Annotated in this window: 23 protein-coding genes and 1 tRNA gene; 15 read left to right on the top strand and 9 right to left on the bottom strand. The window is 54.8% G+C overall.

The window, feature by feature from the left end:
* The first annotated feature begins 8 nt into the window (after nt 1–8).
* Entirely contained in the window at nt 9–1,436 is a 1,428-nt protein-coding gene (locus tag G340_RS0105535) for a flotillin family protein (protein ID WP_020072665.1), read from the top strand.
* Nucleotides 1,437–1,973: 537 nt separating this feature from the next.
* On the opposite strand, the gene G340_RS0105530 is transcribed toward G340_RS0105535, so the two are convergent.
* From G340_RS0105530 to G340_RS0105510, 4 genes are all read right to left on the bottom strand, one after another.
* A complete protein-coding gene (locus G340_RS0105530) occupies nt 1,974–3,194 on the bottom strand; it encodes an FprA family A-type flavoprotein (protein ID WP_020072664.1) in 1,221 nt (406 codons plus the stop codon).
* Between the two features lie 21 nt (nt 3,195–3,215).
* Entirely contained in the window at nt 3,216–5,126 is a 1,911-nt protein-coding gene (locus G340_RS17435) for an acyl-CoA dehydrogenase family protein (RefSeq protein WP_020072663.1), read from the bottom strand.
* 63 nt (nt 5,127–5,189) lie between these two features.
* Nucleotides 5,190–5,600: an RrF2 family transcriptional regulator gene (locus G340_RS0105520; RefSeq protein ID WP_020072662.1), complete on the bottom strand. Its 411-nt coding sequence runs from the start codon at nt 5,598–5,600 to the stop codon at nt 5,190–5,192.
* A 340-nt stretch (nt 5,601–5,940) separates the two neighbouring features.
* Nucleotides 5,941–7,902 (bottom strand): DUF5107 domain-containing protein, encoded by a 1,962-nt coding sequence (locus G340_RS0105510; protein ID WP_020665329.1) that lies wholly within the window; start codon nt 7,900–7,902, stop codon nt 5,941–5,943.
* A 333-nt stretch (nt 7,903–8,235) separates the two neighbouring features.
* On the opposite strand from G340_RS0105510, the gene G340_RS0105505 reads away from it, so the two are divergent.
* The 5 genes from G340_RS0105505 to G340_RS16435 all read left to right on the top strand — a co-directional run bounded on the left by G340_RS0105505 (nt 8,236) and on the right by G340_RS16435 (nt 14,032).
* Complete coding sequence (locus tag G340_RS0105505; protein WP_020072660.1) at nt 8,236–9,729, top strand: sugar ABC transporter ATP-binding protein; 1,494 nt, start codon at nt 8,236–8,238, stop codon at nt 9,727–9,729.
* Nucleotides 9,726–10,706, top strand: a complete 981-nt coding sequence (locus G340_RS0105500) for an ABC transporter permease (protein ID WP_020072659.1) — start codon at nt 9,726–9,728, stop codon at nt 10,704–10,706. Before G340_RS0105505 ends, G340_RS0105500 begins: the two co-directional genes overlap by 4 nt.
* A 164-nt stretch (nt 10,707–10,870) precedes the next feature.
* Nucleotides 10,871–11,914 (top strand): substrate-binding domain-containing protein, encoded by a 1,044-nt coding sequence (locus tag G340_RS0105495; protein WP_020072658.1) that lies wholly within the window; start codon nt 10,871–10,873, stop codon nt 11,912–11,914.
* A 45-nt stretch (nt 11,915–11,959) separates the two neighbouring features.
* On the top strand, nt 11,960–13,393 hold the full coding sequence (locus tag G340_RS0105490; RefSeq protein WP_326522327.1) for an aldehyde dehydrogenase family protein: 1,434 nt from the start codon (nt 11,960–11,962) through the stop codon (nt 13,391–13,393).
* Nucleotides 13,394–13,603: 210 nt separating this feature from the next.
* A complete protein-coding gene (locus tag G340_RS16435) occupies nt 13,604–14,032 on the top strand; it encodes a winged helix-turn-helix transcriptional regulator (protein ID WP_033402196.1) in 429 nt (142 codons plus the stop codon).
* Between the two features lie 369 nt (nt 14,033–14,401).
* On the opposite strand, the gene G340_RS0105475 is transcribed toward G340_RS16435, so the two are convergent.
* From G340_RS0105475 to G340_RS0105460, 5 genes are all read right to left on the bottom strand, one after another.
* Nucleotides 14,402–15,298 (bottom strand): MerR family transcriptional regulator, encoded by an 897-nt coding sequence (locus G340_RS0105475; protein WP_020072654.1) that lies wholly within the window; start codon nt 15,296–15,298, stop codon nt 14,402–14,404.
* 378 nt (nt 15,299–15,676) lie between these two features.
* Nucleotides 15,677–15,889, bottom strand: coding sequence for a hypothetical protein (locus tag G340_RS17825; RefSeq protein WP_154653105.1), 213 nt, complete (start codon nt 15,887–15,889; stop codon nt 15,677–15,679).
* A 168-nt stretch (nt 15,890–16,057) separates the two neighbouring features.
* Nucleotides 16,058–16,134, bottom strand: a tRNA-Arg gene (locus tag G340_RS0105470).
* A 76-nt stretch (nt 16,135–16,210) separates the two neighbouring features.
* Nucleotides 16,211–16,519, bottom strand: a complete 309-nt coding sequence (locus tag G340_RS0105465; RefSeq protein ID WP_020072653.1) for a sigma-70 family RNA polymerase sigma factor — start codon at nt 16,517–16,519, stop codon at nt 16,211–16,213.
* Nucleotides 16,494–16,730, bottom strand: coding sequence for a hypothetical protein (locus G340_RS0105460; protein ID WP_020072652.1), 237 nt, complete (start codon nt 16,728–16,730; stop codon nt 16,494–16,496). Before G340_RS0105460 ends, G340_RS0105465 begins: the two co-directional genes overlap by 26 nt.
* A 228-nt stretch (nt 16,731–16,958) precedes the next feature.
* Between G340_RS0105460 and G340_RS0105455 the strand changes: the two genes are divergently transcribed.
* From G340_RS0105455 to G340_RS0105410, 9 genes are all read left to right on the top strand, one after another.
* Nucleotides 16,959–17,471, top strand: a complete 513-nt coding sequence (locus tag G340_RS0105455) for a helix-turn-helix domain-containing protein (RefSeq protein WP_326522326.1) — start codon at nt 16,959–16,961, stop codon at nt 17,469–17,471.
* Nucleotides 17,452–17,916, top strand: a complete 465-nt coding sequence (locus tag G340_RS0105450; protein ID WP_020072650.1) for an ImmA/IrrE family metallo-endopeptidase — start codon at nt 17,452–17,454, stop codon at nt 17,914–17,916. The genes G340_RS0105455 and G340_RS0105450 overlap by 20 nt, the downstream gene beginning before the upstream one ends.
* A 147-nt stretch (nt 17,917–18,063) precedes the next feature.
* Nucleotides 18,064–18,594 (top strand): hypothetical protein, encoded by a 531-nt coding sequence (locus G340_RS0105445; protein WP_020072649.1) that lies wholly within the window; start codon nt 18,064–18,066, stop codon nt 18,592–18,594.
* 12 nt (nt 18,595–18,606) lie between these two features.
* Entirely contained in the window at nt 18,607–19,122 is a 516-nt protein-coding gene (locus G340_RS0105440; protein WP_020072648.1) for a flavodoxin family protein, read from the top strand.
* Nucleotides 19,119–20,186, top strand: coding sequence for a tRNA 2-thiouridine(34) synthase MnmA (mnmA, locus tag G340_RS0105435; protein ID WP_020072647.1), 1,068 nt, complete (start codon nt 19,119–19,121; stop codon nt 20,184–20,186). The genes G340_RS0105440 and mnmA overlap by 4 nt, the downstream gene beginning before the upstream one ends.
* Nucleotides 20,187–20,206: 20 nt before the next feature.
* Complete coding sequence (locus tag G340_RS0105430) at nt 20,207–20,839, top strand: CpXC domain-containing protein (RefSeq protein WP_020072646.1); 633 nt, start codon at nt 20,207–20,209, stop codon at nt 20,837–20,839.
* A gap of 123 nt (nt 20,840–20,962) precedes the next feature.
* Nucleotides 20,963–22,834, top strand: a complete 1,872-nt coding sequence (asnB, locus tag G340_RS0105425) for an asparagine synthase (glutamine-hydrolyzing) (RefSeq protein WP_020072645.1) — start codon at nt 20,963–20,965, stop codon at nt 22,832–22,834.
* Nucleotides 22,835–23,076: 242 nt separating this feature from the next.
* Nucleotides 23,077–23,523 carry a hypothetical protein gene (locus G340_RS0105415; RefSeq protein WP_154653104.1) on the top strand — a complete coding sequence of 149 codons (447 nt, stop codon included), beginning with the start codon at nt 23,077–23,079 and terminating at the stop codon, nt 23,521–23,523.
* A 204-nt stretch (nt 23,524–23,727) separates the two neighbouring features.
* Nucleotides 23,728–25,107, top strand: a complete 1,380-nt coding sequence (locus G340_RS0105410) for a hypothetical protein (protein ID WP_020072642.1) — start codon at nt 23,728–23,730, stop codon at nt 25,105–25,107.
* Nucleotides 25,108–25,453: the final 346 nt, after the last annotated feature.

Here is a 25,453-nt window from a genome sequence, read left to right as displayed (position 1 = left end):
GTCTTTTCATGGGAATTGAAATTATTGTAGCGATTACGATCATTGTGGTTGTGCTTTTCGCCGCTTTGATCGGCGTGCTCTCGCGCTACCGCAAATGCCCGTCCGACAAGGTTCTGGTCATTTACGGAAAGGTTGGGAACGACACATCGGGGCAGATGCGGTCCGCGAAATGCATTCACGGCGGCGCGGCTTTCATCATCCCCATCATTCAGGCGTATCAGTATATGGATTTGACGCCGATTTCCATCAATGTCGATCTGAAAAATGCCCTGTCCAAGCAGAATATCCGGGTGGATGTGCCTTCGCGCTTTACCGTTGGCATTTCCACAGAGCCGGGGATCATGCAGAACGCGGCGGAACGGCTTTTGGGGCTGAAGCTGGCGGAGATTCAGGAGCTGGCAAAGGATATCATTTTCGGTCAGCTGCGTCTGGTCATCGCGACAATGGACATAGAAGAAATCAATACCGACCGCGACAAGTTTTTACTTGCGGTGTCGAATAACGTAGAGATTGAGCTGAAGAAAATCGGGCTGCGGCTCATCAACGTGAACGTGACGGATATCAACGATGAATCCGGCTATATTGACGCGCTGGGCAAGGAAGCGGCGGCCAAGGCCATCAACGACGCGAAAAAGAGCGTGGCGGAAAAGAACCGCGACGGTGAGATCGGCCACGCGAACGCCCTCAAGGATCAGCGTATTCAGGTGGCCGCGGCGGACGCCACTGCCATTCAGGGTGAAAACGACGCAAAAATAGAGGTAGCGCAGTCGGATGCAAACCGGCGTGAAAAGGAAGCCGAGGCGCTTCGACAGGCAACGGCGGCGGAAAAGGTGCAGGCCGCTATGGCCTTGCAGGAGGCTTACGGCGCGCAGCAGCGCGCGGAGCAGGAGCGCGCCGCGCTGGTTCGGGCCTCTCAGCAGGCAGATATTGTCGTGAAGGCTGAAATCGACAAACAGCAGAAGGAGATCGCGGCCGAAGCGGAGGCGGAGGTCACCCGCCGCAAGGCCAGAGGCGAGGCGGACGCCATTTATGCAAGGATGGAGGCGCAGGCCAGAGGCGTTGAGGAAATTCTTACCAAGCAGGCAACCGGTATGCGGCAGCTGGTCAACGCGGCCGGCGGGGATCCGGATGCGGCGGTCAAGTTCATCATTGCCGACAAGCTGGAGCAGCTGGTGCAGCTTCAGGTGGACGCAATCAAGAATATCAAGATCGACAAGGTCACCGTATGGGACAGCATGGGAGGAGAAGGCGGTTCCCCCACCACGGCGAATTTTCTCTCCGGTATGCTCAAATCCATTCCGCCGATGAACGAGCTGTTCCAGCAGGCGGGGATGACCCTGCCGAACTTCCTCGGCACAGATTCGGCGCAGGCCGGCGAAGCAGCTCCGGCCGCCCCGGAAGGAAAACAGGAGGAAGCCACGGCCTCCCCCTCGTAACGGAAAAAGAAAGCATGCGGGCTGCCGCAGCATGCACCCGCTGACAAACAGGAATATGCGCTTTGATCCGGCTCTGTCGTTTCAAAGCGCGTTTTTGTTTGCCGGAATGCCGCCACGCCATTTGCTTTGCGGGGGTTTCGCTTCCATTCAATAAAAAAGCCCACCTGCCGCAACTCCAAGTGCGGCAGGTGGGCTTTTGCGTGCTGACAGAGAAGGATGCGATGTGTCCCGCTTTTAAAATGCGTGGTGCGCGTTCGGACTCTGGTTTTTCCTTTGTAGAATACCGATACTTCCAAAACATTTGTGAAACGCGCAGTGGGCGGACCGGCCCGGCCTGCCATAAGCGGAACGCGAGGGACGCTGTGCCAGCCGCCGGCAGAAATACAAAAAGACCGCCGAATCTCCTTGCCGAGTAGGGGTCCGGCAAGGGGTTCGGCGGTCCGGCTGCGGGGTCAGTCTGCACGCGCCGGCATCCAGCTTCGCCGCGCGGCGGTTAAAACAAGGGGAGTGACAACTGACGTGCCGCAGGGTAATCGGTTATTTCTTCCCGTTGAGGGAATCCAGAATCGCGTCTGTCAGGATATCGAGCTCCACCTCTTTGTCCTCCCCAAGGGAAGAAGCCATGCTGATGCGCTCGTTGAGCACGGTCATATCCTTCATCTCTTCCGTAAGGAATTTCTGCATCAGGTCGCCGGACTTGCAGGCCCAGGAGCCGTTTTCAACAATGGCGACGGTGCGCTTCTGCACGTTCAGTGCCTTCATATCCAGCAGGTAGTTGTGCATGGCGGGGTAAATGCCCAGATTATAGGTGACGGAGGCCAGCACCAGGTGGCTGTATTTGAAGGTTTCGGAAATCAGCTGAGACACGTTGGTGGAGGAAACGTCGTACAGCGCGACCTTTGTCATGCCCTTGTCGCAGAGCCTTGCGGCCAGTGCCTGCGCGGCGGACTCGGTGTTGCCGTACATGGACGCGTAAACGATCAGAACGCCCTGCTCTTCCGGCGCGTAGCGGCTCCAGGTGTCGTATTTCTGAATGAAATACATCAGATCCTCACGCCACACGGGGCCGTGCAGCGGGCAGATGTATTTGATCTGGTCGAGAATTCCGCCAGCCTTTTTCAGCAGCAGCTGAATGTGCGGGCCGTATTTGCCGACGATGTTCGTCAGGTACCGGCGGGCATCGTCCAGCCAGTCGCGGTCAAAGTTGACCTCGTCCGCAAAGAGCTTTCCGTCCAGAGCGCCGAAGGTGCCGAACGCGTCGGCGGAAAACAGAACGCCGTTGGTGGTATCGAACGTGACCATGACCTCGGGCCAGTGCACCATGGGGGCGAATACAAAGGTGACGGTGTGCTTGCCGAAGCTGAAGGTGTCGCCTTCGTTTACCTCGATGATTTTGTGGGAATCCACGTGGAACCCGAACTGACGCATCAGCATGAACGCCTTTTCGTTGCTGATCAGCGTTACTTCCGGCCAGCGGAGCAGGATTTCATCGATGGAAGCGGCGTGGTCCGGCTCCAGATGGTTGATGACGAGGTAATCCAGCGGGCGGCCGTTCAGCACATGCTGCGCGTTTTCTACCAGCTGGCGGCAGGCGGACCAATCCACCGTGTCGAACAGTACGGTTTTTTCATCCAGCAGAAGGTACGAATTGTAGGTAACGCCTCTGGGAATGGGATATGCATTTTCAAACAGGGCGAGCCGGTGATCGTTGGCCCCGACCCAGTATAAATCTTCGGTTACATTTCTAACGCAATACATAAATTTTTCCTCCCTCTGACATTATGCCTCAATAAACTGATCCTTCGGCTCGGCGCACTCGGGGCAGACCCAATCCTCCGGCAGGTTCTGGAACAGGGTGCCGGGTGCGATTTCGCTTTCCTCATCGCCCAGCTCCGGCACATACTCGTAGCCGCAGCCGCTGCAGACGTAGCGGGAACCGATGGGCTCAGGTCTTGGCATCTGCGGACGCTTCATCTTTATCATGGGCGGGGCCGGCTGCTTTTCGCCGGTGCCGAGGGTCTCGGCCAGCAGAGGCAGGATCTCGTTGACATCGCCGACAATTCCGTAGTCGCAGTTTTTGAAGATAGGGGCGTTTGCGTTTTTATTGATCGCCACAATGATCGAGGCGTCTTTAATCCCCTTCAGGTGCTGGTTGGCGCCGGAGATGCCGCAGGCGATGTACAGGTTGCCCGTGAACTTTTGTCCGGACATGCCAACGTAGCGGTTAAGCGGAATATATTTGAGGGTTTCGGCAACCGGCCGGGAAGAACCGAGAGCGGCTCCCACCGCTTTTGCCAGGGTTTCGACCAGCTTCATGTTTTTCTTTTCTCCAATGCCTTTGCCGGCGGATACAACGCGCTCGGCTTTGGCGATGGGGGTGTCGATCGGGATGCCGACCGTAAAGTCGAAGCCGTCTTTTTTGAGGGCTTCCACCAATGCCTGAACCTGGTCTTTAGCGCCTCCATCACGAAACATCACCTTCTTGCGAACCCCCGTGATCGGAGCGGGCTTCTGCATGCGTCGGTCGGCTCCGCCCGCCTTTTTGGGCGGCTTGCCCAGAATGTGGGAAGCGATGACGATGCGCTGAATCTCGTTGGTGCCCTCGTAAATGGTGGTGATCTTGGCGTCGCGGTACATCCGCTCCACCTCCATGCCCTTGAGGTAACCGGTGCCGCCGAAAATCTGAAGCGCGTCGTTTGTGACTTCGAGCGCAATGTCGGAGGCGTATTGCTTGGCCATGGCCGACTCCAAGCCGTAGGGCTCGTGGGCCTCTTTCAGCTCGGCGGCGGAGTAGACCAGCAGGCGCGCGGTGCGCAGCTTGGTCGCCATATCTGCAATTTTAAAGGAGATGGCCTGCTGGAAGCCGATGGGCTTGCCGAACTGGACGCGCTCCTTGGCGTAATCCACCGCCTGCTCAAACGCACCCTGCGCGATGCCGAGCGCCTGAGCGGCGATGCCGATGCGGCCGCCGTCGAGCGTGGCCATCGCGATTTTAAAGCCCTCGCCCTCTTTGCCGAGCAGGTTCTCTTTGGGAACCTTTACGTCGTTGAAGATCAGCTCTGCCGTGGAGGAGGAGCGGATGCCCAGCTTGTCGTAATGGTCACCAAACTCAAAGCCCTTCCAGCCCTTTTCCACAATGAAGGCTGAAATGCCGTGTGTGCCGATGTCCGGTGTGGTCACGGCAAAGACCACGTAAGTATCTGCCTTGGGAGCGTTTGTGATGAAAATTTTGCCGCCGTTGAGCAGGTAGTAATCGCCCTTATCTACGGCGGTGGTTTCCGTTCCTCCGGCATCCGAGCCTGCGTTTGTCTCCGTCAGGCCGAAGGCGCCCAGCTTTTCGCCTTTACATAACGGGATTAAGTACTTTTTCTTTTGTGCCTCGTTGCCAAAGGCGAAAATAGGCCATGTGCCTAAAGAGGTATGTGCCGAAAGAATGACCCCGGTTCCGCCGTCGATGCGGGAGAGCTCTTCCACGGCGATGGCGTAGCTGATGATATCCAGTCCCAGACCGCCCCATTCCTTGGGGTAAGGGATGCCCATCAGTCCCATTTTTCCCAGCTCGGCGACCGCTTCCTCCGGGAATTCGTTTTCCTTGTCCAGCAGGAAGGCCAGGGGTTTGACTTTTTCCTCCGCAAAGTTGCGGACCTTCGCCCGGAGTTCCTCGTGCTGCTGTGTGGTCTTGAATAACATATTGCTTCCTCCTTTTGCGACTGTGTATCGTTAGAGTTTGGCCCACGGTAAGAGAGGGAAGGTTCAGCTGCCAAATAAAATATCCTGCAGGGTGTGGGAATCCAGCTCGCGGTTGATTGCCAGCTGAATCTGCGCAAGATGGATGTGCGCCTTGCAGACCTCGCCCCCGTGCGCGCGCCGCCACTGGCACTCGTAGCCGGGAGCAGTGCAGGCGCTCACGGCGGCGTCCCGTTCCATTGCGCGGATGAGCTGGAACAGCGTGACGCCGCTGAGGTTGGCGGCCAGAGTACAGCCGCCGTCGGCCCCGCGCGCGATTTGAACGAAGCCTGCTTTATGGAGCTTTTTGAGAATTTTATAGGCAAACTGTTGTGGAATCTGCTCATTTGCGGCCAGCTCTGAGGCAGTCAGACGATCGCCGCCTGCCAATGCGCGCAGAATTCGCAGTGCATAGTCGGTCTCTTTTGTGATGAGCAAGGTGCCACCTCCGCTTTCTATATTGTATTCTAGCAAACTGGATATTTTTTGTCAAGATTCATTTCAGGAAAAAGCTGTTTTTGCAGATGGGATTTCTAAAAATTTTATGTATTTATTACAAACAGAGCCCTATGCACGTCCTTTTCGGGAAAGAAAATCTTCGCATTTTAAGGGTGTTGGCAGAAACCGGGGTATGGGAAAGGAGGATGGAGGGAGTACGCGCGCAGCAATTTGCAAAAAATGCCGGCCGGTCCCATTTAAGATGAGACCGGCCGGCATACGAAGAATTCAGTGCCGCGGTTCGGCGGAAGATGCGGCTTTGCGCATCGCCGTTCCCGCGTTACGGGGTGACGAGCCGGGTTGGGAAGTCGTTGGTGTTGTAGGCCATGGTGACGGACGCGCCGGAGCTCTTTGTGATTTTCACCATCAGGCGCTGGCCGGAGAAGGTCGTTTTGCCGACGTTGCTGAAGGTGTACTGAGACGGATGATTCCCGGTGCCCGTCAGGGAGACGTCCTTGGTCTGCGAACCGATCCGCACGGCGTTCCCGCCGTCAAGATCTGTCCGATACAGCTCCACGGTTACATTGGAGGCGCCCGCAGGCGCAGAAGTCCAAAGAGTGAAGTCCCAGTTCCCGGCGGCATAGGTGCCGTTTAACTCGGGGCTGTACCAATAAGCGGGAGCAGAGGTGATTTCACGGATCGGCTGCCAGCCGGTGAGTCCGCTGTTGGTGGCCTGCAGGTTCTGGCCGCCGGGCGAGGTGCCGCTGACGTTCTGGTTGTACAGATACCAGGTCGCGCTGGGCAGGTCGGGCGAGGTGCCGCCGCCGGATTTGGTGAACGGAATGGAGGCGACGAGCAGAACCTGATTGGAGGAATCCTTCAGCTCCAGCTGGTAGGTGTAGCTGCCGGGTTCGATGTTGTTCAGATCGGCGTTTGCGGTCAGTGTCTGGGCGTTGTTTGCCTGAGCGGTAAAGGTGGTGTCCAGAAGGGTGTAATTGGTGCTGCCGATCAGCTTCATGGTCGCGCGGATCGTTTTCCCCGGCAGGGTGGTGTTGACCTTCGCGTCGAAGGTGGCCTGCGTGCCCGTGGTGCTCTTGGTCAGGTAAGCCGCGGCGTTCTGATTCGCTCTGGTAACCTGGCTGAGCCCTACGGTAGGAGTATAATATTCTGTCCACTCCTTTTCCTCAAAGGGCTGCAGGGTCGCGTCGGCAAAGAACTCAAAGGAGTTGCCGCCCCACAGCTCAATGTAAGGACGCGCGGAATTGCCGTAAGAGGATTCCGGGTCAACGGCGTAGCTCTGGTCATGTCCCCAGGTCCAGAGTTTCATGCCGGGTGTGGCGTTGGCGTTGTCGGCGATGCGCAGAATACCCTGCTCGTTGTCGTGATTGATCACGCCCCACCAGTTGTCGGAAAGATCGTTTGCATAGGCGATGCCCATGTCGTCCCAATTCGAGAAATGGGCAAGGTTGTCAAACTGAAAGATGTGATTCGGTGCGTCTACCGCATCGTCCACAGTTGCCATCCAGGGCCACCAGTCATCTTTGCTCTTGACCTCGGTCATCGGCGCGACAATCTCCATGGAGGAGGAGCCGACGGTGTTGCCGGGGGTGGAGCCGGGCGCCAGCGTATTGCAGGTCCAGTATTCGTAGTTGACGGCCTGATTTTTGTTGTTCTTCAGATTGACCTTCATTTCCACGGTGGGCTTGTCCGCGTACACCGTATAGGTCACTTTGCAGGTAATGCCGGTTGCTCCGTTATTGAATTTGCCGGGAGTGGCCGCAAAGTTGACGTTGTCGGTCTTTGTCATCTGAATCGAGATTTTTTCGGAATCCTGCGCGACAACCTCGTAGCTCCAGGGAGTCAGCCAGTATTTTCCGTGCTCTGGCTCAGAAAAGGTCGGCATGATTCCGCCGTAAACCATCAGCCAGTTGTAGTAGAAATTGTATTCGTTGATCCCATAAGGCGTTCCGACGGGATTCTGATATAAAAGCTCTTTGCCGGTCGGCTTGTAGATCAGGGAAATCAGCCGCGCGCCGTAATCCGGCAGGAAGGTGGCCTTAATATAGGAGTTTTCAATGACTTTGGTGTTCAAAACCTGGTTGACTATGCTGGAAGGATTTCCTGACTGAAAGGAGTTGTCAGCGTTCAATGTAAAGTCGAAATGGCGGAAAGTGGTGGTGGAATCATACAGCGTCAGAGTAGAGCTTTCTTTGGCGTCAGCAGCGAGAGCCACACTGGTGGTGGAAAACACCATCGCCAGGGCCACTGCGAAAACAGACAGTTTTTTGAGCCACGATTTCATGATTTTTCACGCTTCCTTTCTTTTAGCTTCATTCAACTAGGCGTCCTTGAGTTTACAAGATGCTAGCACATGGGTATCACCCCCTTTTTACCCGCAATAAATATAAAATAATTCCATTTTTGGTATTTTATGTAAATTATTCTGATTTCAGTATACCTTATTTTTTTCAATTGTAAAGTACGCACATTTTTGTAACTGTCATACTAACAAAAATGTGCGTACTTTACAATTATCTCGGGCTGACTATAATAATATTAAATCGCAAATGTAATTTTTTTAGTGAATATAACAAAATGCGTGCATGCTTGTGTTTTGGGGGAAGGAGGCAGCATCTTGGAGGACAGGTATCGTGTCCGGATGGAAGGGATCAGGAAAAGTTTTGGGGGAGTGAAAGCGCTGAACGGCGTAAACCTTGCGGTAAAGCCCGGCGAAATTCACGCGCTGGTGGGCGAAAACGGGGCCGGGAAATCTACGCTGATGAAAATTCTGTCCGGCGCCTATCAAAAGGACGAAGGAAGCATTGAGATTGATGGCGTACCGGTAGAAATCGGTTCCCCGCGAAGAGGGAAAGAATTGGGTGTTGGGATTATCTACCAGGAATTCGAGCTGGCCGGCGATTTGTCGGTGGCCGAAAATATTTTTCTGAACCGCCTGAGCAGCGGCGGGCTGATCGACTGGAAGCGCCTTTATGAAAAGGCCGAGGCCGTGTTACATAGTTTGAACTTCGATATTAACGTGAAGAGCCGCGTGCAGGATTTGAGCGTGGCGTACCAGCAGGTGGTGGAAATTGCAAAGGTGCTTTCGCAGAACGCGAAAATTCTGATTCTGGATGAGCCGACCGCCGTGCTGAGCCCGAAGGAGACCGCGGCGCTGTTTGAAACGCTGAACAAGCTGCGTGGAGAAGGGGTCAGCATCATCTATATCTCTCACCGGATGGAAGAAATTTTTCAGATCGCCGATTCCATTACGATCATGCGCGACGGCGAGGTGACCGGCACGGGCCGGTGCGACCAGATGGAGATGAATCAGGTAATCGAGCTGATGATCGGCCGCAAGCTTTCTACGATGTTCCCGCCGCGCACAGTTGAAATCGGCGAAGAAATTCTGCGGGTGGAGGAGCTGGAGGGCGAGGCCTTTCGCCGGATCAGCTTTTCGGTGCGCCGTGGCGAGGTGCTGGGCATTTCGGGCCTGGTGGGCAGTGGCAGAAGCGAGATTGTGCGCGCGATTTTCGGTGCGGACAGGAAAAAATCCGGAAAGGTGTATTTGAACGGAAAAGAGGTTACGATCCGTTCCCCGAAGGACGCCGTGAGGCTCGGAATCGGCCTGATTCCCGAAAACCGCAAGGAGCAGGGGCTGGTGCTGGAATTTGCCGTCAAGCACAACATCACCATGCCGAATATTCGCAGCGTACGGGGAGCGCTCGGCGTCATCCGGCAGAAGCAGGAGAATCGTCTTGCGCAGTCGCTTGTGGAAAAGCTGACGGTGAAAACAGACAGTATCGACACGGCGGTGCACCAGCTCAGCGGAGGCAACCAGCAGAAGGTGGTGCTGGCCAAGTGGTTCAACACCGATTCCCAAGTGATTATTTTCGACGAGCCGACGCGCGGGGTGGATGTCGGGGCCAAAATCGAAATCTACAATCTGATCAACGAGTTTGCCAAACGCAATTTGGGCGTGATTATCATTTCATCCGAGCTGAACGAGATCATCGGCATGTGCGACCGAACGATTGTGATCGACAACGGCGAAAAAAAGGGAGAATTGAAAAAGGAAGAGCTTTCTGAGCTGAACATTATGAAACTGGCGGTTGGAGGGAATGCGAAATGAACCATTCTGCAAGTGAAGATTTGAAGCTGCGGGGAGCTTTCATGGGAAAGGACCGCGCCTCCGCGCTCTTTAAAAAGTACATAGCCCTTGTGGTGCTTTTGCTGCTGATCCTGATTTCAAGTACGATATCGGACGCGTTTTTTACGCAGAAAAACCTTTCAAACCTGCTGCGGCAGCTTTCGGGAACCACCATTGTCAGCATGGGAATGCTGCTGGTGATTCTGACCGGGGGCATCGATCTTTCGGTCGGTTCGGTCGTTGCGCTCAGTGGTGTTCTGTTCGCCTATTTTGCAACCTTTACCAGCCTGCCGGTTGCGCTGCTGCTCACTTTCTTTTTCGCGGCGCTGTGCGGCATGGTTTCCGGCTATTTTTCGTCGTTCCAAAACATGGCGCCGTTTGTGGTAACGCTGGCGATGATGTCCGCCGCGCGCGGCATCGCCTATATCGTTTCGAGGGGCACGCCGATCCCGATTCAGAGCCGGGCGGTTTCTATTTTTGGCCAGGGCTCTCTGTATTCGATCCCGTTCCCGGTGATCACGGCGCTGCTGGTGTTTGTGGTGATCGCGTTTTTGCTCCGGTACACCAGCTTTGGGCGGTTTGTGCAGGCGATTGGCAGCAACGAAACGGCGGTGCGCCTCTCCGGCATTCGGGTGAACTATTATAAGTGGATGGTCTACACCGTTTCGGGCTTTCTGTGCGCGCTTGCAGGCATCATCAGCGACGGGCGCACAGGCGTGGGCTCGCCCACCATCGGCAGCGGAATGGAAATGGACGCGATCGCGGCCTGCGTGATCGGCGGCGCAAGCCTTTCCGGCGGGCGCGGCACGGCGATCAACACGCTGGTGGGTGTTCTGATCCTCGGGCTGATCGGCAACATTATGAACCTGATGAATGTGGCGGGCTACCCGCAGCAGGTCATTAAGGGAATCATCATCATTGTCGCGGTATGGCTGCAGGGCAACCGCAGAAAGAATTAGCGCGGCTTTGGCAGGGGTTCGGCGAGTAGTGCCGCCGTTCAGATACCTGGGTACCCCTGCAAAGGGATGAAAACGCCCCGCGCACTACCAAGGCGTTTTCCCCGGAGCGGGGATTTTGCAGCAGATATAACAGGTTGAATCATTTGACAGGGAGGATTGTAGCAATGAAAAACAGGAAAAAAGTGGCGGGCGTACTGCTTGCGGCCTGCATGATGGGAACATCCCTATTCGGCTGTGCGGGCGCGGTTTCTACGGGAGACAAGCCGGCGGAGACTCCGTCGGGCGGAACCTCCTCTTCGGCGGAGCCGAAAAAGGACGTGAAGGAGCTGAAGATCGGCCTTTCGATGCAAACGCTGGGCGGCGCGTATTTTGCCACGCAGGAAAGTTCCTTTAAGGAAGCCTGCGCCAAGCAGGGGATCACCTGCTATACGGCGAACGCCGACGGAGACATGACAAAGCAGCAGGCCGATATTGAGGACCTGATTGCAAAGGGCTGCGATGTGATTGTGATCAATCCCAAGGACCCCAAGGGCGTGATTCCCGCAACACAGGAAGCGACCAAGGCCGGGATCGCGGTATTTATTATGGATAATACGGCGGACCCCACTGCGGATTACATTGCGATGATTCAGTCGAACAACTACGAGCTGGGCACCAAGGTCGGCATCGACGTGGCGGAGCACTTCGGCGACAAGGAAATCAAAATTGGTCTGCTCAGCGGCAATCAAGGCAATGCGCTGGGCGTTGACAGAAGAATGGGCGTAATGAAGGGCATTCTTGAAACACAGCTTGGCAAATCCAACAAAACCAGCGTGCAGGTTTTGACGCAGGGCTGGGGCAACTGGAACCAGGAGGGCGGCCTTTCCGCGGCGGAGGATATGTTGATGGCGGCTCCTTCCATTAACTGCATCGTTGCCGAAAACGACGACATGGCGCTGGGCGCTCTCAAAGCGGTTCAGGCGGCAAAGAGAAGCGATATCGTGATTGTTGGCGCGGACGGCCAGAAGGAAATGTACCGCCTGATCAAAGAGGGCGGCCAGATTTTGGCTACCGGCAGAAATGACCCCAAGGAATGTGCAACGCTGACACTTGAAACCGTGCTGAAATGGTACGGCGGCGAGAGCATTTCCAGAACGATTTATCTGGACCCGGTCAGCGTGAGCAAGAAGAATGTGGATAAGTATTACGACCCGAACGCTTCCTTCTGATTCCGCGCAAAATTTAACAGACAGGTGAGGTGCCTTACATTGAAAATGTTCATCAATGGAGAACGCGTCGACGCGGGGGATGCGGCCACCGCCGATGTTCTGAATTCCGCAACGCAGGAATTCCTCGACACGATTCCGGTGGCGACTGCGCAGGACGTTCAGCGCGCGGTCGACGCGGCGCAGATCGGCAAGCGGGTTTGGGCGGCGACTCCCGTTCACGAGCGTTCGAGGATTCTGACAAAATGTGCGGATGCAATTGATGCCCGCAGGGAAGAGCTCGCCGTGAGCCTTTCTACCGAAATGGGCAAAATCATCCGCGAGGCGCGTGGTGAGATCCGCGTCTGCGCGCAGATTTTCCGCGGCTTTGCGGAGGCCGCAAACCACCACTACGGAAAAACCATGACGGAGTATCAGATCGGCACGGAAAACGACATCATCTTTACCCGGCGGGAGCCGCTCGGCGTGGTGGCCTGCATCTCCCCGTTCAATTACCCGGTGGAGCTCTGCTCGCAGAAGGCGGCCGCGGCTCTGGCGGCGGGGAACGCGGTGATCATTAAACCGGCAACAGACAATCCTCTGACAATTATGAAGATTGTGGAGCTTTGCCTTGCGTGCGGTGTTCCCGGCAACGTGCTGCAGCTGGTCACCGGCGGCGGAGCCGTGGTGGGCGATTTGCTCGTCAACAGCGGCGGGATCAACGCGGTCAGCCTGACCGGCAGCACGGCGGTGGGCAGAGGCATTGCCAAAGCCGGAGCGGAGACCCTCAAGCGTGTCTTTTTGGAGCTGGGCGGCAACGATCCTTTTCTCGTGTTTGAGGACGCCGACATGGAGCTCGCTGTGGCCGACGCGGTGCAGGGGCGTGTGCAGAACGCGGGCCAGACCTGCTGCGCGCCGAAGCGCTTTTTGGTGCAGAACTCCGTGAAGGAGGAATTTATTCGCCGGGTGATTGAAAGATTAGAAAATCTGAAGCTGGGGAGCCCGCTCGACGAGGCAACCGAGCTCGGCTCGCTGATCAGCCCCAGGGCGGCGCAGGAGGTAAAGAGGCAGGTTGAGTACACGGTGGAGCAGGGAGCAAGTCTTTTGCACGGCGGCCGCCTTTACGAGGAATCGTACTTTGAGCCGACTGTGCTCGACCATGTGACGCCCGAAATGGAGGTAGCCCGCGACATGGAAATTTTCGGGCCGGTGCTCCCGATCATCGGGTTCGACACGGAGGAGGAAGCAATCCGCATTGCGAATCAAACCAGTTTCGGTCTGCAGGCCGGCGTGATGAGCCGCGACATGAGGAGGGTGATGCGCGTTGCGTCGCAGCTGGAGTGCGGCGGCGTGGTAATCAACGGCTCGGGCAATTACCGCCATACCGACCAGCCCTTCGGCGGGTGGAAAATGAGCGGGATCGGCCGGGAGGGAATCAGCGTTACGCTGGAGGAAATGACGCAGGAAAAATCCTATATTCTCAAAAACATTTTACTCGCATAATCCTCCTGATTGGATAGCATAGATTGAACAAATGCCAAATGGAGCTCATTACAAACCGTAATGGGTTCTGTTTGGCATTCCTGCTTTAAAATATTGAAGAAATCTGCCTTATTTTTATTTACTTTTTTAAAAAATTGCCTTATACTGGTAATAAAGGGTTTGAAAAAGGACGGATACGATACATCTTCTGAAAAAAAGGGGGCCATTGTTTTGGTACTGACGCTAAGGCAGAGTCTTCAAAAGCGACTTTTAAACGGAGAGTATAACTGCGAAAAAGAGCTTACGCTCTCATTGATGAGCGGCAAGTGGAAAATTGTGATTTTGTGGCACCTTGGGCACGAGGGCCCGCTCCGGTACGGTGAGTTGTTTCGACTGTTTAAGAATATCAGCAACCGGATTCTGACCAAACAGCTGCGCGAGCTGGAGCAGGATGGAATAATTTACCGGAATGTATTTGATGAGGTTCCCCCCAAGGTGGAATACCACCTGACGGAGCTTGGAAGAACGCTGGTTCCCATTGTGGATGAGATGTTCGAGTGGGGGAAGGCGAACATGCAGTATTACGCCGAGCTGGCAAGGAAGAATGTTCAGAGCGATTCCGGCTGTGAGGAAGCGGAGGACGGCGAAGAGGAGGACTGACACACGATTCTTGTCGTTTTGCCCGAATCTCGCAGTCAGAAAGAGCCTGTTATAAAAAGACAACAGAAAAAGTGCCGGAAGAAATTTCTTCCGGCACTTTTTCTGCGGCGGGGCAGGGGAATGAAAGGGATGGAATGAATTGCGGACAGAACAAAACGCTCCCCACCGAGGTGAGGAGAGCGTCGTGCGTGCAGGCTTTGTTTGCTGTAGACACCGTGAAAAAAAGCTTTCTTATCTTTTACCAGAGGGAGCGCCAAGTTCTCAAAATAAATCGGATTTTTCGCAGGTATCCAATGATATGACTACTGCTTTGGACCAAAAGAGCATCCGCATTTATGATTGCCCTAAAAAACAATCATAATCTTAATATTAGTTTGATTTATACATATCCTTTGCTTTTGGATACTTTTTCAGCATAATGTCGTTTGCCGCTTCAACCTTTTTCAAATATTCAGCATAAGCAGGGCTGAGTATTTTCATGTTGGCTATTAAAACTTCCTGATAGCCGCTTTCTTTTTGAAAATCCAACAGATACCTTTGGAATTTGCCTGCTTCGGAATTTTGATACTCATCAGAGCTTTTAAATTCAATATACTGTTCAATCTCTTCCCGGTTGCGTTCTAAGTAACCGTCTGTATCGGCAAGCATTTCATGCATCCTGCCATTTGTTTCTTCTTCGATCTTTAGCGCATCGATTTTTTCACTTGCATTGAAAAGTGCTTCCAGAAATTCAGAAAGCTCCGCAGGCAAATACAAATCCACACGATCAAGGTATTGCACGATCGCATCATAAGCTTTTCGTTGTTCCTCGGTTTCAATTGTCCCGTTCAGGAAGCGGCCAAAATGCATCGATACATAAAGGCCATAGTTTCCGGGGAAAGCAAAGACTAATTTCTCTTTTATGGTATATAAATCCTCATCGTGCGTTTGCAGATAATCAAATTCACGATTTATATCGTAATTAGCAATCAGACTGTCCATACGCTTTTGTATATCATTCAAACGCTGCATCCGTAATTCTGTGATATATTTGCACTTGGCCAAAGCAGCCGGTTTATTTGAGCTGGTTAGTATCTCTGCAATATCGGCAACGCTGATGCCGCATTTTCTAAGCACAGAGATCTCTTTCAGTACAGCGATATCTGCATCGCTGTACTCCCTGTATCCGTTTTCGAGAATTTGCGGATGTATCAGGTTTTTAGATTCGTAATATTCTATCGCTTTTTTGGTTAGCTTGCATTTCTCACAAACTTCTTTTATCTGCATCATCTTTCCTCCTGACACTATTCTCATTGCTCTCAAGATTATCTTAAGCCAGCCCCCAAGGGGGAAGTCAAGTGTTATTTGATATTGGTTTGTGAGTGCAATAAAACGATGCTTTCTGTTTTATGATTTGGTTTGATTCTGCACCGCCAATCCGCGGGCAATATAACAATCATCAAGATCCTCATCATTTGGTGCCTGACGTGGGTCTGACCGTTCGTGATTCGGTATTGGAGATTTTCTTATGGATGTAAACCGTATCGGCAATCCTATGGAAAAATAAAAATTCTTTGTGTTCTGTACTTGAAAATGGAGGTGCGGCTCACTTGTGTTGCCTGATCCGGAATAACTGCTTGCCTCGTCATCCAGAATCACAAAATCTTAGGCATACCGCTGCGGATAAATATCCCATGAATGTGAGGTTTCTACGTCTACACCTCCATTTGCGACAACCCACTTGCCGGAGAAAGGAGGAGAATATTCAACAGAACCGACATACGTATCTTTGTCTGGAAGTTTGTCATTGTATCGAATGGTCGCATAGATAAGACCGGCTATTTGCTGGGTCTGCTGCCACAAAAAACGCAGTTTCATTCGATACCCCTTTCATTCCTGTTAAAAAGCAGGGTGCAGCAGGGTGCATAAGATGCAGACAAGCTGTATCTATGAAAAATGAGGGCCTTGAATGATTCATTCAAAACCCTCACAAAGCCGCATAGATACTGGATTTTTCAGCCCTGCATCTATTTCGGCCGAATCTTCTGGCGTCCCCGGCGCGATTTGAACGCGCGGCCTTTCGCTTAGGAGGCGAACGCTCTATCCAGCTGAGCTACGGAGACAAATAAGAAACTGCCCGCTCTATCCTGCGGGAAATTAGCTGTTTCATTTTACAGCAGGACAGAGCGTTTGTCAACATTATTCCAGCCGGTCGAACGAATAGCGGAGCACACGCCCCAGCCGCAAGCGCGCCTTTTTCAGGTGCCGGCTGACGGTCGATTCGTGAATGCAGAGCTCTTTTGCCGCCTGCCGTGCAGTACAGCCCTCAAAAAAGCAGAGCTGCACGCACTGGCGCTGGCGGTCGGTGAGCTCGCCCTCCATGGCGCGGCGCAGCGTATGCAGCATGCGGCGGTATTCCGCATCTGTTGATTCCCCCTGTCGAAGGTACTCCTGCACCCCGGCAAGGCCCTCTGTGAACTGGTCAAGCGACAGGCGTTTCCTTTTCACGGCGCGTCCCCCTTCCTTTTGCAAAGCTTTGCAGCAGCCGCCCGGTTTCGCGGCAGTCCAGGTACATCGAATACATCAGCGCGACGCGTTCGTTCAGCTGCTTGGCCTCATTGGGAGCGGCGGTTTTCAGCTGTCTGCGCAAACTGTCAATTCTGGCTTTGAGCGCCTGCGCCTCGTTCAGGTATTCTTCTCCCCAACTCGTATAATCCATGTCATTTCTCCTTCTTATACACAAAACGTGTAGACTGAATGACAAAGCGCGGCAGAGTGGAATGGAATTACCGGGGCTTGTCGAACTTCATCATATCATAGCAATACCCGAACTGCAATAGAAATATAAAACAAATGTTCGATAAAATAAGCACAGGGAGATAAATGGGACAGTGGCGGGCAAGGCACTATCATTTTCAGAATTTGCTCTTGAAAAAACACGAAATGTGTGATAAAATGGCCCCATCAAAGCCCCCGGGTGCGAACGGCAACGCCGTTTGCGCGGGCGGCGTGCCGCTCGGCAGGCGCGGGTGCGCCCCGGCCGTACGGTGAAATTTCGGAATGGGTGAGCGTTATGTTTTCGGCGGAACTGAAAAAACTACGGACAGAATACGGCCTGACCCAGGCGGAGCTGGCGAGGCGCCTGGGCATTTCCGCCTCGGCAGTGGGGATGTATGAGCAGGGCAGGCGTGAGCCGGACAGCGAGCTATTGGCTCGGCTGGCGCGCCTGTTCCATGTGAGCACGGACACGCTGCTCGGCATCCGAGAGGAACCGCAGCCCCAACAGGAGGTCAATACCGTCATTGACCGCTTTACGAACATTCTGAAAAATCAGCAGGGGCTGATGTTTAACGGCGCGCCTCTTTCCGAAGCGGACCGTGAAAAAATCGTGAATGCAATCCGGGTGGCGGCGGCGATCGCTATTCCGGAGGAGGGAGAAAATGACGAATCAAAGGATTGACCGGCTGGTTCGATCGCTCAGGCTGCGGCTTGGCGGCGGCGATGTTTTTGAGCTGTGCGACCATTTGGGCATCCCCGTGCTATGGCAGGATCTGCCCGGGTCGGTGAACGGTTTTTGCCTTTGTTTTCAGCAGCGTTTTACCGTTGTGCTGAATCTCGGCGTCCCGCCGGAGCTGCGCGCGTATGTGTGCGCGCATGAGCTGGGGCACGTTCTGCTGCACGGGAAAACGAACGCGATTGAGCTTGCGGAAACGACAAACTTGTGTATGCCGCGGCTGGAGAATCAGGCGGATTATTTCGCGGCCTGCCTCCTGCTACAGGACAGGCTGCCGGACTGGTGCGAGTGGTACAGCCCGCTGACGGTGGAGCGTGTGGCGCAGCTTTCCGGCCTGCCGGCGCGGGTGGTGAACCTCTGCGTGGGAGACGGTGCCGCCCCGGTTTGCTGAAAAAGAGGTTCTAAAAAATTCACAAAAATTTTCTGTTATTCCAAGGCCTTTTGCGATATAATAAGGGCAGCAATTGAAAAAATTTGCCGTTCCGGCCGGGCCACCCGGTAAATCAAGCGGAACGGTGCAGCGGATAAAGGAGAAGCTATGAAAATTTTATCTTCCGTCGCATCCAATGTGACAAAAGCGATTGATTTTGTAGTGGAAGCCAACCGAAAGAACGCGCTGATTAACCGGATCAAGGCCGTGGTACGTTGTGAGGAAAAGAACATCGACCGCGCGTATATTGCTTTGGGAAAATACTATTTCAATAATCTGCGCGACAAAAACCTGGAGGAGACGGAGCGCCATTGCCTGGCGCTGGAAAATTCCCGCCGCCGTTTGGACCGCGCTTTGAGCCGTCTGGAGGAGCTCACCGACGAGGAAGAGGACGATTACAACGAATACGAGGACTATGAGGACTGTTATACCGGCCAGACACACGACGCCGAATTCGACAGCTACGACGACGATATGTACGAGGATGAGCGTGATTTGCGCCGGGTTGACGGAGTGGGGAGAACCCATTCTCACGGCACCGCAGAGTATGATGAGGAGTTCAGCACCTCCGAAACAAATACCTCCGGCGAAGCGGCCGACGAGACAGACGGCAGTGTGATTCCTCCCGCGGAAGAATAAGGGAGCGCCGGCATGAAACCATTGATCGTCTGTTTTTCCCAGACAGGGAAAACAAAAAAGCTGTGCGGCTGCATGGCAAAATCGCTGGACGCCGATTTTGTGGAGCTGAAAGAAATTGCCCGCCGGGGCCTGGTCGGCGCGTATACGCTGGGCGTGTACGACGCGATCCGCCGCAAGAGCGGCGATATTCTTCCCGTGGATTCCGATATTGCCGAATATGAAACGCTGATCGTGGCGTCGCCGGTTTGGGCCGGGAACATCACGCCGGCGGTGAACGACTTTATTCGGGAATACGATCTGCGCGGGAAAACGGTATACGGATTCATCACTCACGCCGGCGGCGCCGGCGAGGCCGTGAATCTAATGCGCCAGGAGCTGGAGCAGGCCGGAGCGGTTTGCCCCCACATATTGGATTTGCAGGCGACACGGGAGCTGATTTACGATGTGAAGGCGGAACGAAAAGCGTTCCGCCTGACGGATGACGGAAAGCTGGAGCTGCGCGAACAGGACGGGGATACGAAAGCATGAGCAAAAAAATACTGCTGGGAATGAGCGGCGGGGTGGATAGCTCTGTCGCTGCTCTTTTGCTGCAAAGGCAAGGGTATGAGGTAACCGGGGTGACAATGCGTCTGCGCCCGGACGAGTACATGTGCACAAGCCAGAGCGGCGGCTGCTGCTCTTTGGATGACATAGATGACGCGCGCCGCGTTTGCTACCGGCTGGGAATCGAGCATCTGGTGATGAATTTCACCGAGGAATTCGAGCGCGATGTGATCGAGCCCTTTGCAAAGGATTACCAGGCCGGGCGCACGCCGAACCCCTGCATCAACTGCAACCGGTATTTAAAGTTTGAAGAAATGCTGCGCCGGGCGCAGCAGCTCGGCTTTGACGCCGTCGCTACCGGGCATTACGCGATTGTGCGGCAGAATCAAAACGGCCGCTGGCTGCTGTACCGTTCCCCCGCCGGGAAGGACCAGAGCTACGTGCTGTACTCCATGACGCAGCGCCAGCTGGCGCACACGCTGTTCCCGCTGGGGGAGCTGGAAAAGCCCGAGGTGCGCCGCATGGCGCAGGAGGCCGGGCTGCCCGTGGCAAAAAAGCCGGACAGTCAGGAAATCTGCTTTGTGGAAAACAAGGATTACGCGGGCTTTATCCGCCGGTATACGGGCAAAGAGCCGCCCGCAGGCGATTTTGTGGACGCCGGGGGCCGTGTGCTCGGCCGCCACAAGGGGATTACCCATTATACCGTGGGCCAGCGCAAGGGCCTTGGAGTCAGCTTTCCGCAGCCGATGTATGTGAATGCGATCGACGCCGGGCACAACCGGATCGTTCTGGGGCCGGAGGGCAGCCAGTACGCTTCGGAGCTGGCCGCCGGCGATCTGAACTGGATTGCCTTTGACGAGCCGCCGGCCGAGCTGCATGTGCAGGCCAAGGTTCGCTACCAGGCAAGGCCCGCGGCCGCGCGGGTGCTGCCCGATGGGGAAGAAAAGGTGCGCGTGCTGTTCGACGAGCCGCAGCGCGCCGTTACGCCGGGACAAGCCGTTGTGTTCTACCAGGATGATCTGGTGGTGGGCGGCGGAACGATTTTATAAGAAGCGACGGGGGTGTTATTGTGTCAGCCTGCATCACCAAAGAGCTCAGCTGCCCCGGCTGCGGGGCGGTGAACAAAAGCCGCATGTGGGTCGAAATCGACGCTTCGGCCGACCCGGAGCAGCGGGAGCAGATTCTAAACGAGACCCTGTTTTGCTGGGAATGCCCGGACTGCGGTTACCGTGCGCAGATGGTGTACCCCTGCCTGTATCACGACAAAGAGCGCGGGTTTTTGGTCTGTCTTTCCCCGGCGGGGCGTACCCAGCAGGTGATTGAGGCGGAGCAGCGGCACCCGGCGCTTGCCGGGCTGAAAAAGCGGCTGGTGCTCACACCCGCCGAGCTGAAAGAAAAAGTGATGATCTTTGAAAGCGGCCTGAACGACGTGGCGCTGGAGATGGTCAAGCTGGCGCTGCAGGAGCTGACCGAGCGCAAGCAGCAGATGAAAGTGGAAAAAGCATTCTTTTTAACACAGAGCGAAGAGCTGGACTACCTCGGCTTTTCCATGTTCCTGCGAGGAGAGGAAAAGCCGGTGTACCAGGGAGTGCGGCTGGAGGTATATGAAAAATCGCTTCGCGCCGCGGAGCGTGTTGATTTTCAGGAATCGGGCTTTCAGCTGGTCGATTCGGCGCTGGCCAGAACGCTGCTGGAGCAATAAGCAGAAACGGGTGCGCCGCAAGAAGGAGATCCGTGTCTTTTTCCGGCCGAAAGCGGGGAAAAAGCGCAACGGTATCCCTCTCGCGGAAACACTTTTGACCGGAGAAGGGGAACAAATCAGATTATGTGTGGAATATGCGGATTTACAGGCGAAATCATTGACAGGGAGGCCGTGCTGAAAAGCATGACCGATAAGATCACGCACCGCGGGCCGGACAGCAGCGGCGCCTTTCAGACGGACGATATCTCGATGGGATTCCGCCGCCTGAGCATCATCGACGTGTCGTCTACGGGCGACCAGCCGATTTTCAACGAGGATAAAACGCTGGTGCTCACCTTCAACGGTGAGATCTACAATTACCAGAAGCTGCGCGCGGAGCTGATAGAGAAGGGCCACGTGTTCACGACGCAAACGGATTCGGAGGTGCTGCTCCACGGCTTTGAGGAATGGCACGAGGACCTGCTGAACCGCCTGCGCGGCATGTTCACGTTCGCAATCTGGAACACGCAGGACAAATCCCTGTTTATCGCGCGGGATTTCTTCGGCATTAAGCCGCTGCACTACACCACGGTCAACGGCCACTTTGTGTACGGCTCCGAGATCAAGAGCATTCTGGAGTTCCCTGGCTTTGAGAAGCGCCTGGATTACGATACGCTGAACAACTACCTGTCTTTTCAGTACGCCGTTCCGCCCAAGACATTTTTTGAGGGCGTTTTCTGCCTGCTGCCCGCCCACTACCTGTGGCTGCGAGACGGCAAAGTGACCACCACCCGTTACTGGGAGCCGCGCTTTGACCCGGACGAGTCTCTTTCGGAGGAGGAAGCGATCGACCGGATTGAAAAGGTGTTCGAGGAGTCGGTTGAGTGCCACAAGATCAGCGACGTGGAGGTGGGCTGCTTTCTGTCGAGCGGTGTGGATTCGAGCTATGTGGCCACGTATTTTCCGGGGCAGAAAACTTTTACCGTCGGCTTTGATTTCGGCGAAAAGTACAACGAAATCGACTGGGCCGAAAGCCTCTCGAAGGAGATCGGCGTGGAGCACCACAAAAAGCTGATTACCTCGGAGGAATTCTGGGGCAACATCAAAAAGGTGCAGTACCATATGGATCAGCCGCTGGCCGACCCGTCGTGCATTGCGCTGTTCTTTGTTTCAAAGCTGGCGAGCGAGTATGTAAAGGTGGTTTTGTCCGGCGAGGGCGCCGACGAGCTGTTTGGCGGCTACACCGTTTACAACGAGCCGGATGTATTCCGCAATTACCATAAGCTGCCCCAGTGGCTGCGCACGTTCCTGCGCCGCGTGGTGCAGAAGGTGCCGTGGCACTTTGTGGGGCAGGGCTTTCTCACGCGCGGTGAGCTCCCCACGAACGAGAGCTTTATCGGCAACGCCAAAATGTTCGGCTACGAGGATAAGCTGCGCCTGCTCAAGGACCCGTCCATCGCAACACGCCCGCAGACGCTGACAAAGCCGTATTACGACCGCGTGAAGGATTTGGACGACGTGACCCGCATGCAGTACCTGGACATCAACCTGTGGATGGTGGGCGATATTCTGCTGAAGGCCGACCGGATGAGCATGGCAAACTCCTTGGAGCTGCGCGTGCCGTTCCTGGATAAAGAGGTGTTCCGTGTGGCGTCGGCGATCCCGAAGAGCCTGCGGCTGAAGAACAAAACCACCAAATACGCCATGCGTCAGGCGGCGCTGCGGCACCTGCCCGCGCGCACCGCGGAGAAGGAGAAGCTGGGCTTCCCGGTGCCAACCCGCGTGTGGCTGCGCGACGAGCGGTACTACCAAATCGTGAAGGACGCGTTTTCGTCCGATCTGGCAAAGCAGTTTTTCCACACGGAGGAGCTTCTGCGGTATCTGGACGACCACTTTAAGGGCCGACGCGATTACAGCCGCCGCATCTGGACGGTATTTGTGTTCCTGCTGTGGTACCAGGTCTATTTTGAAGGAGCCGGCCACGAGGAGGGCGACATGCCCAATTTTGCGGATTGATCGGCGTTGGAAAAAACGCCGGCCGCCGAAAGGATGCGCTGACGGAAAATCGATCAAAAAGAGTGCGACGCTGCTGCACTCTTTTTGTGCTTTGAGAGCAGATACAGATCGGTTTACTGAGGGCAGCCTGCTTTTCAGGTGGTCTCAGCGGTATTTCGCTGCGAGGAAGGACAGGATTGTTCGTGCCGTGCCGGGACGGTTTTGAGGCTGCATGGAGCAAGAGAGGAGAGGCGGAGAGAATCATGAGGAGAAAAAGAATCGCTATTCTGTGTTTGGCGCTTGCCTTTGGTGTCGTGTTGAGCGCCTGCACTTCCGCCGCGCCGCCATCGCAGAATCCTTTTCCCGTTGGGGTGGCAAGGGATGAATTGCTGTATGAATCGAAGGAAGACTTCAATTCGGTTGAAGTATACCGGCAAAAGGGGCGGCTGGTGATCAACGCGAAATCGGAGGCGGAATTTTTTGACGGCGCGCAGTTTCTTGTTGAAACAACAGGTTCGCCGACCCCCGAGGATGTGACGGTTCAATGGACTACACTGGGAGGCGGCACGGAGAAAACGGAAAACAATGACAGAATCCTTGCGGAAATCTCTGTTCGGGAAAACGGAACGGTGATTTTCGACAGAAAGATCAACTTTTTGAAGAAAGCTTTTGAAGCAGTGGAGGATGTGCTGAAAAAACGCAGCAAATAAATTCGATTTGCCGGGCGAAGTCAACGTGTCTCCCCCATATTACGGGCCGCAGGAACCGGAGCGGATTGTTCCTCTGCCTTGACGCAGAGTTAGATTTTATATATAATGAGAGGGAAAAACAGGAAAATTGTGATACATGATCTGATCGGCAGCATAAGAACCGCCTGCGGCGAGTGGGCATGAATGCAGGGAGGAAGCAAAGCCATGAGAAAAGCGTCGAAAAAATGGATTGCGGCGGTACTGTCGCTGGGGCTGATGTGGTCTGCAGCGCCTTTTCAGACAGTCCAGGCGGCAAGAGATGTGGAGGACTTTGACATCTATCCGAAAAGTACCTCCAGCTTTAAATTTGAAACAGCGGATTTGGCAAGAATTGAATATTCGTTAATGAACGACCGCGACGATGTGCGGGTGCAGATTAATTTTGATTCGGCGACCTCCAAGGCCGTGCAGGATATGGGAACGATTACGATGCCCAAATCCACCTTACAGGCGATTGAAAAGAGCGGGCGCAAGGCTACCTTTGAAATTTATTCCAAAGAGGGAAAGGAATATGCGTGGGAATTTTCCAACGGAAAGATGGATAAACCCCAGGACATTAATCTGGCGCTGAAAGCCACCTCGGTTTCTGCCGTTTCGATTTCTGACCCGATTACCGTTAACAGTGTGGTGATCCAGATGAAGTACAGCGGCGAGCTGCCGAAGGATACCAAGCTGATCATTCCGGTGGACAAGGACCCTGATGGAAAGGATCTTTACCCGATTTTTTATGGGGATTTGGATTACGCCCTGGACAACGACTTTTATTTGTACAAGCTGTCCGGCTCGAAGCTTTCTTTTGAGACCAATTCCAAGTACCATCTGGATGACGACGATTACGAATTTGAAATTCCGGTTTCCAAGGGCGGCTCCTATGTGCTGAGCCCGACAAATCTTCGCTTTCCCAATTCCGGCGGCAGCACCAGCTCCGGCACCACGGATTCCGTGCAGCTGAGCAGCTACTCCGGCACGGTAGCGGTGGGCGGAACGACCTCTATTTTCATTCAGCGGCCCACCTCGGGTACGTTTACGGTTACGTCCGGGAATCCGTATGTGGCGCAGGTAGTGGGGACAGCAACCGCGGTGAACGGCGGCACCCAATACCAGGTGCAGGGCCTTTCCGCGGGAACGTCTGTGTTTACGGTGAAATCCTCGAACGGAACCACCACCAGCTATACGCTCACGGTAACGTCGGGCGCTGCACCGACGAACAGGAGCGGATGGGTGATGATCGATACCCTGAGCTATGAGTTTGCACCGGGCAATATTTATGACTATAAGGTGACGCTCTCCGGCGCTTCCGCGAATGAGGTGCAGACGGTTTCGAGCCGTGCGCATATCGCGTCTGTGAAGGAGCTGCGCCGTGTGACCAGAAGCGACGGGCTGGTGGATGTGTATTACCGCATCACTGCCCTGAGGGCCAGCGCCGACCCGACCACCGTGAGCTCTACGGTGCGGGGCGTGCATTCCTCCATTCGGGTGATGGTAACGGCCGGGGCGAAGCCGCACGGCGTAGCCGCCCGCAATCTGAGCTATTTTACGAGCTGAGCCAATAGGTTCGCAGGCTCGGCCCGCATAAAAAAACAGCGCCGTTCCCTTTTGGGGAACGGCGCTTTCGGCCGGAAGGGCCGGGTACCCGCACGTGGCGGCGTGTGCGGGAGGGTTTCACTTACAGACAAGAGCGGAAGAGCCGGGGCTGCGATGAACTGCACCATCGCTTTCGCATGAAATTCGGGGGAATGTTCATGAATTGACCTCCGGCCCGTACCGAAGCTTGCCTGTAAGGCAACAAAAAAGCGCGTGTTACGGAATCCCCCCGAACAGGGATACTTCCATAAACACAGCGCCTGTATCATCACAAGTGCAATACACAACTCCCGCTTTGTGGGGTACC

The organism is Faecalispora sporosphaeroides DSM 1294 (assembly GCA_000383295.1).
Classification (GTDB): Bacteria; Bacillota; Clostridia; order Oscillospirales; family Acutalibacteraceae; genus Faecalispora; species Faecalispora sporosphaeroides.
This window is presented reverse-complemented; position numbering and strand designations above follow the sequence as displayed.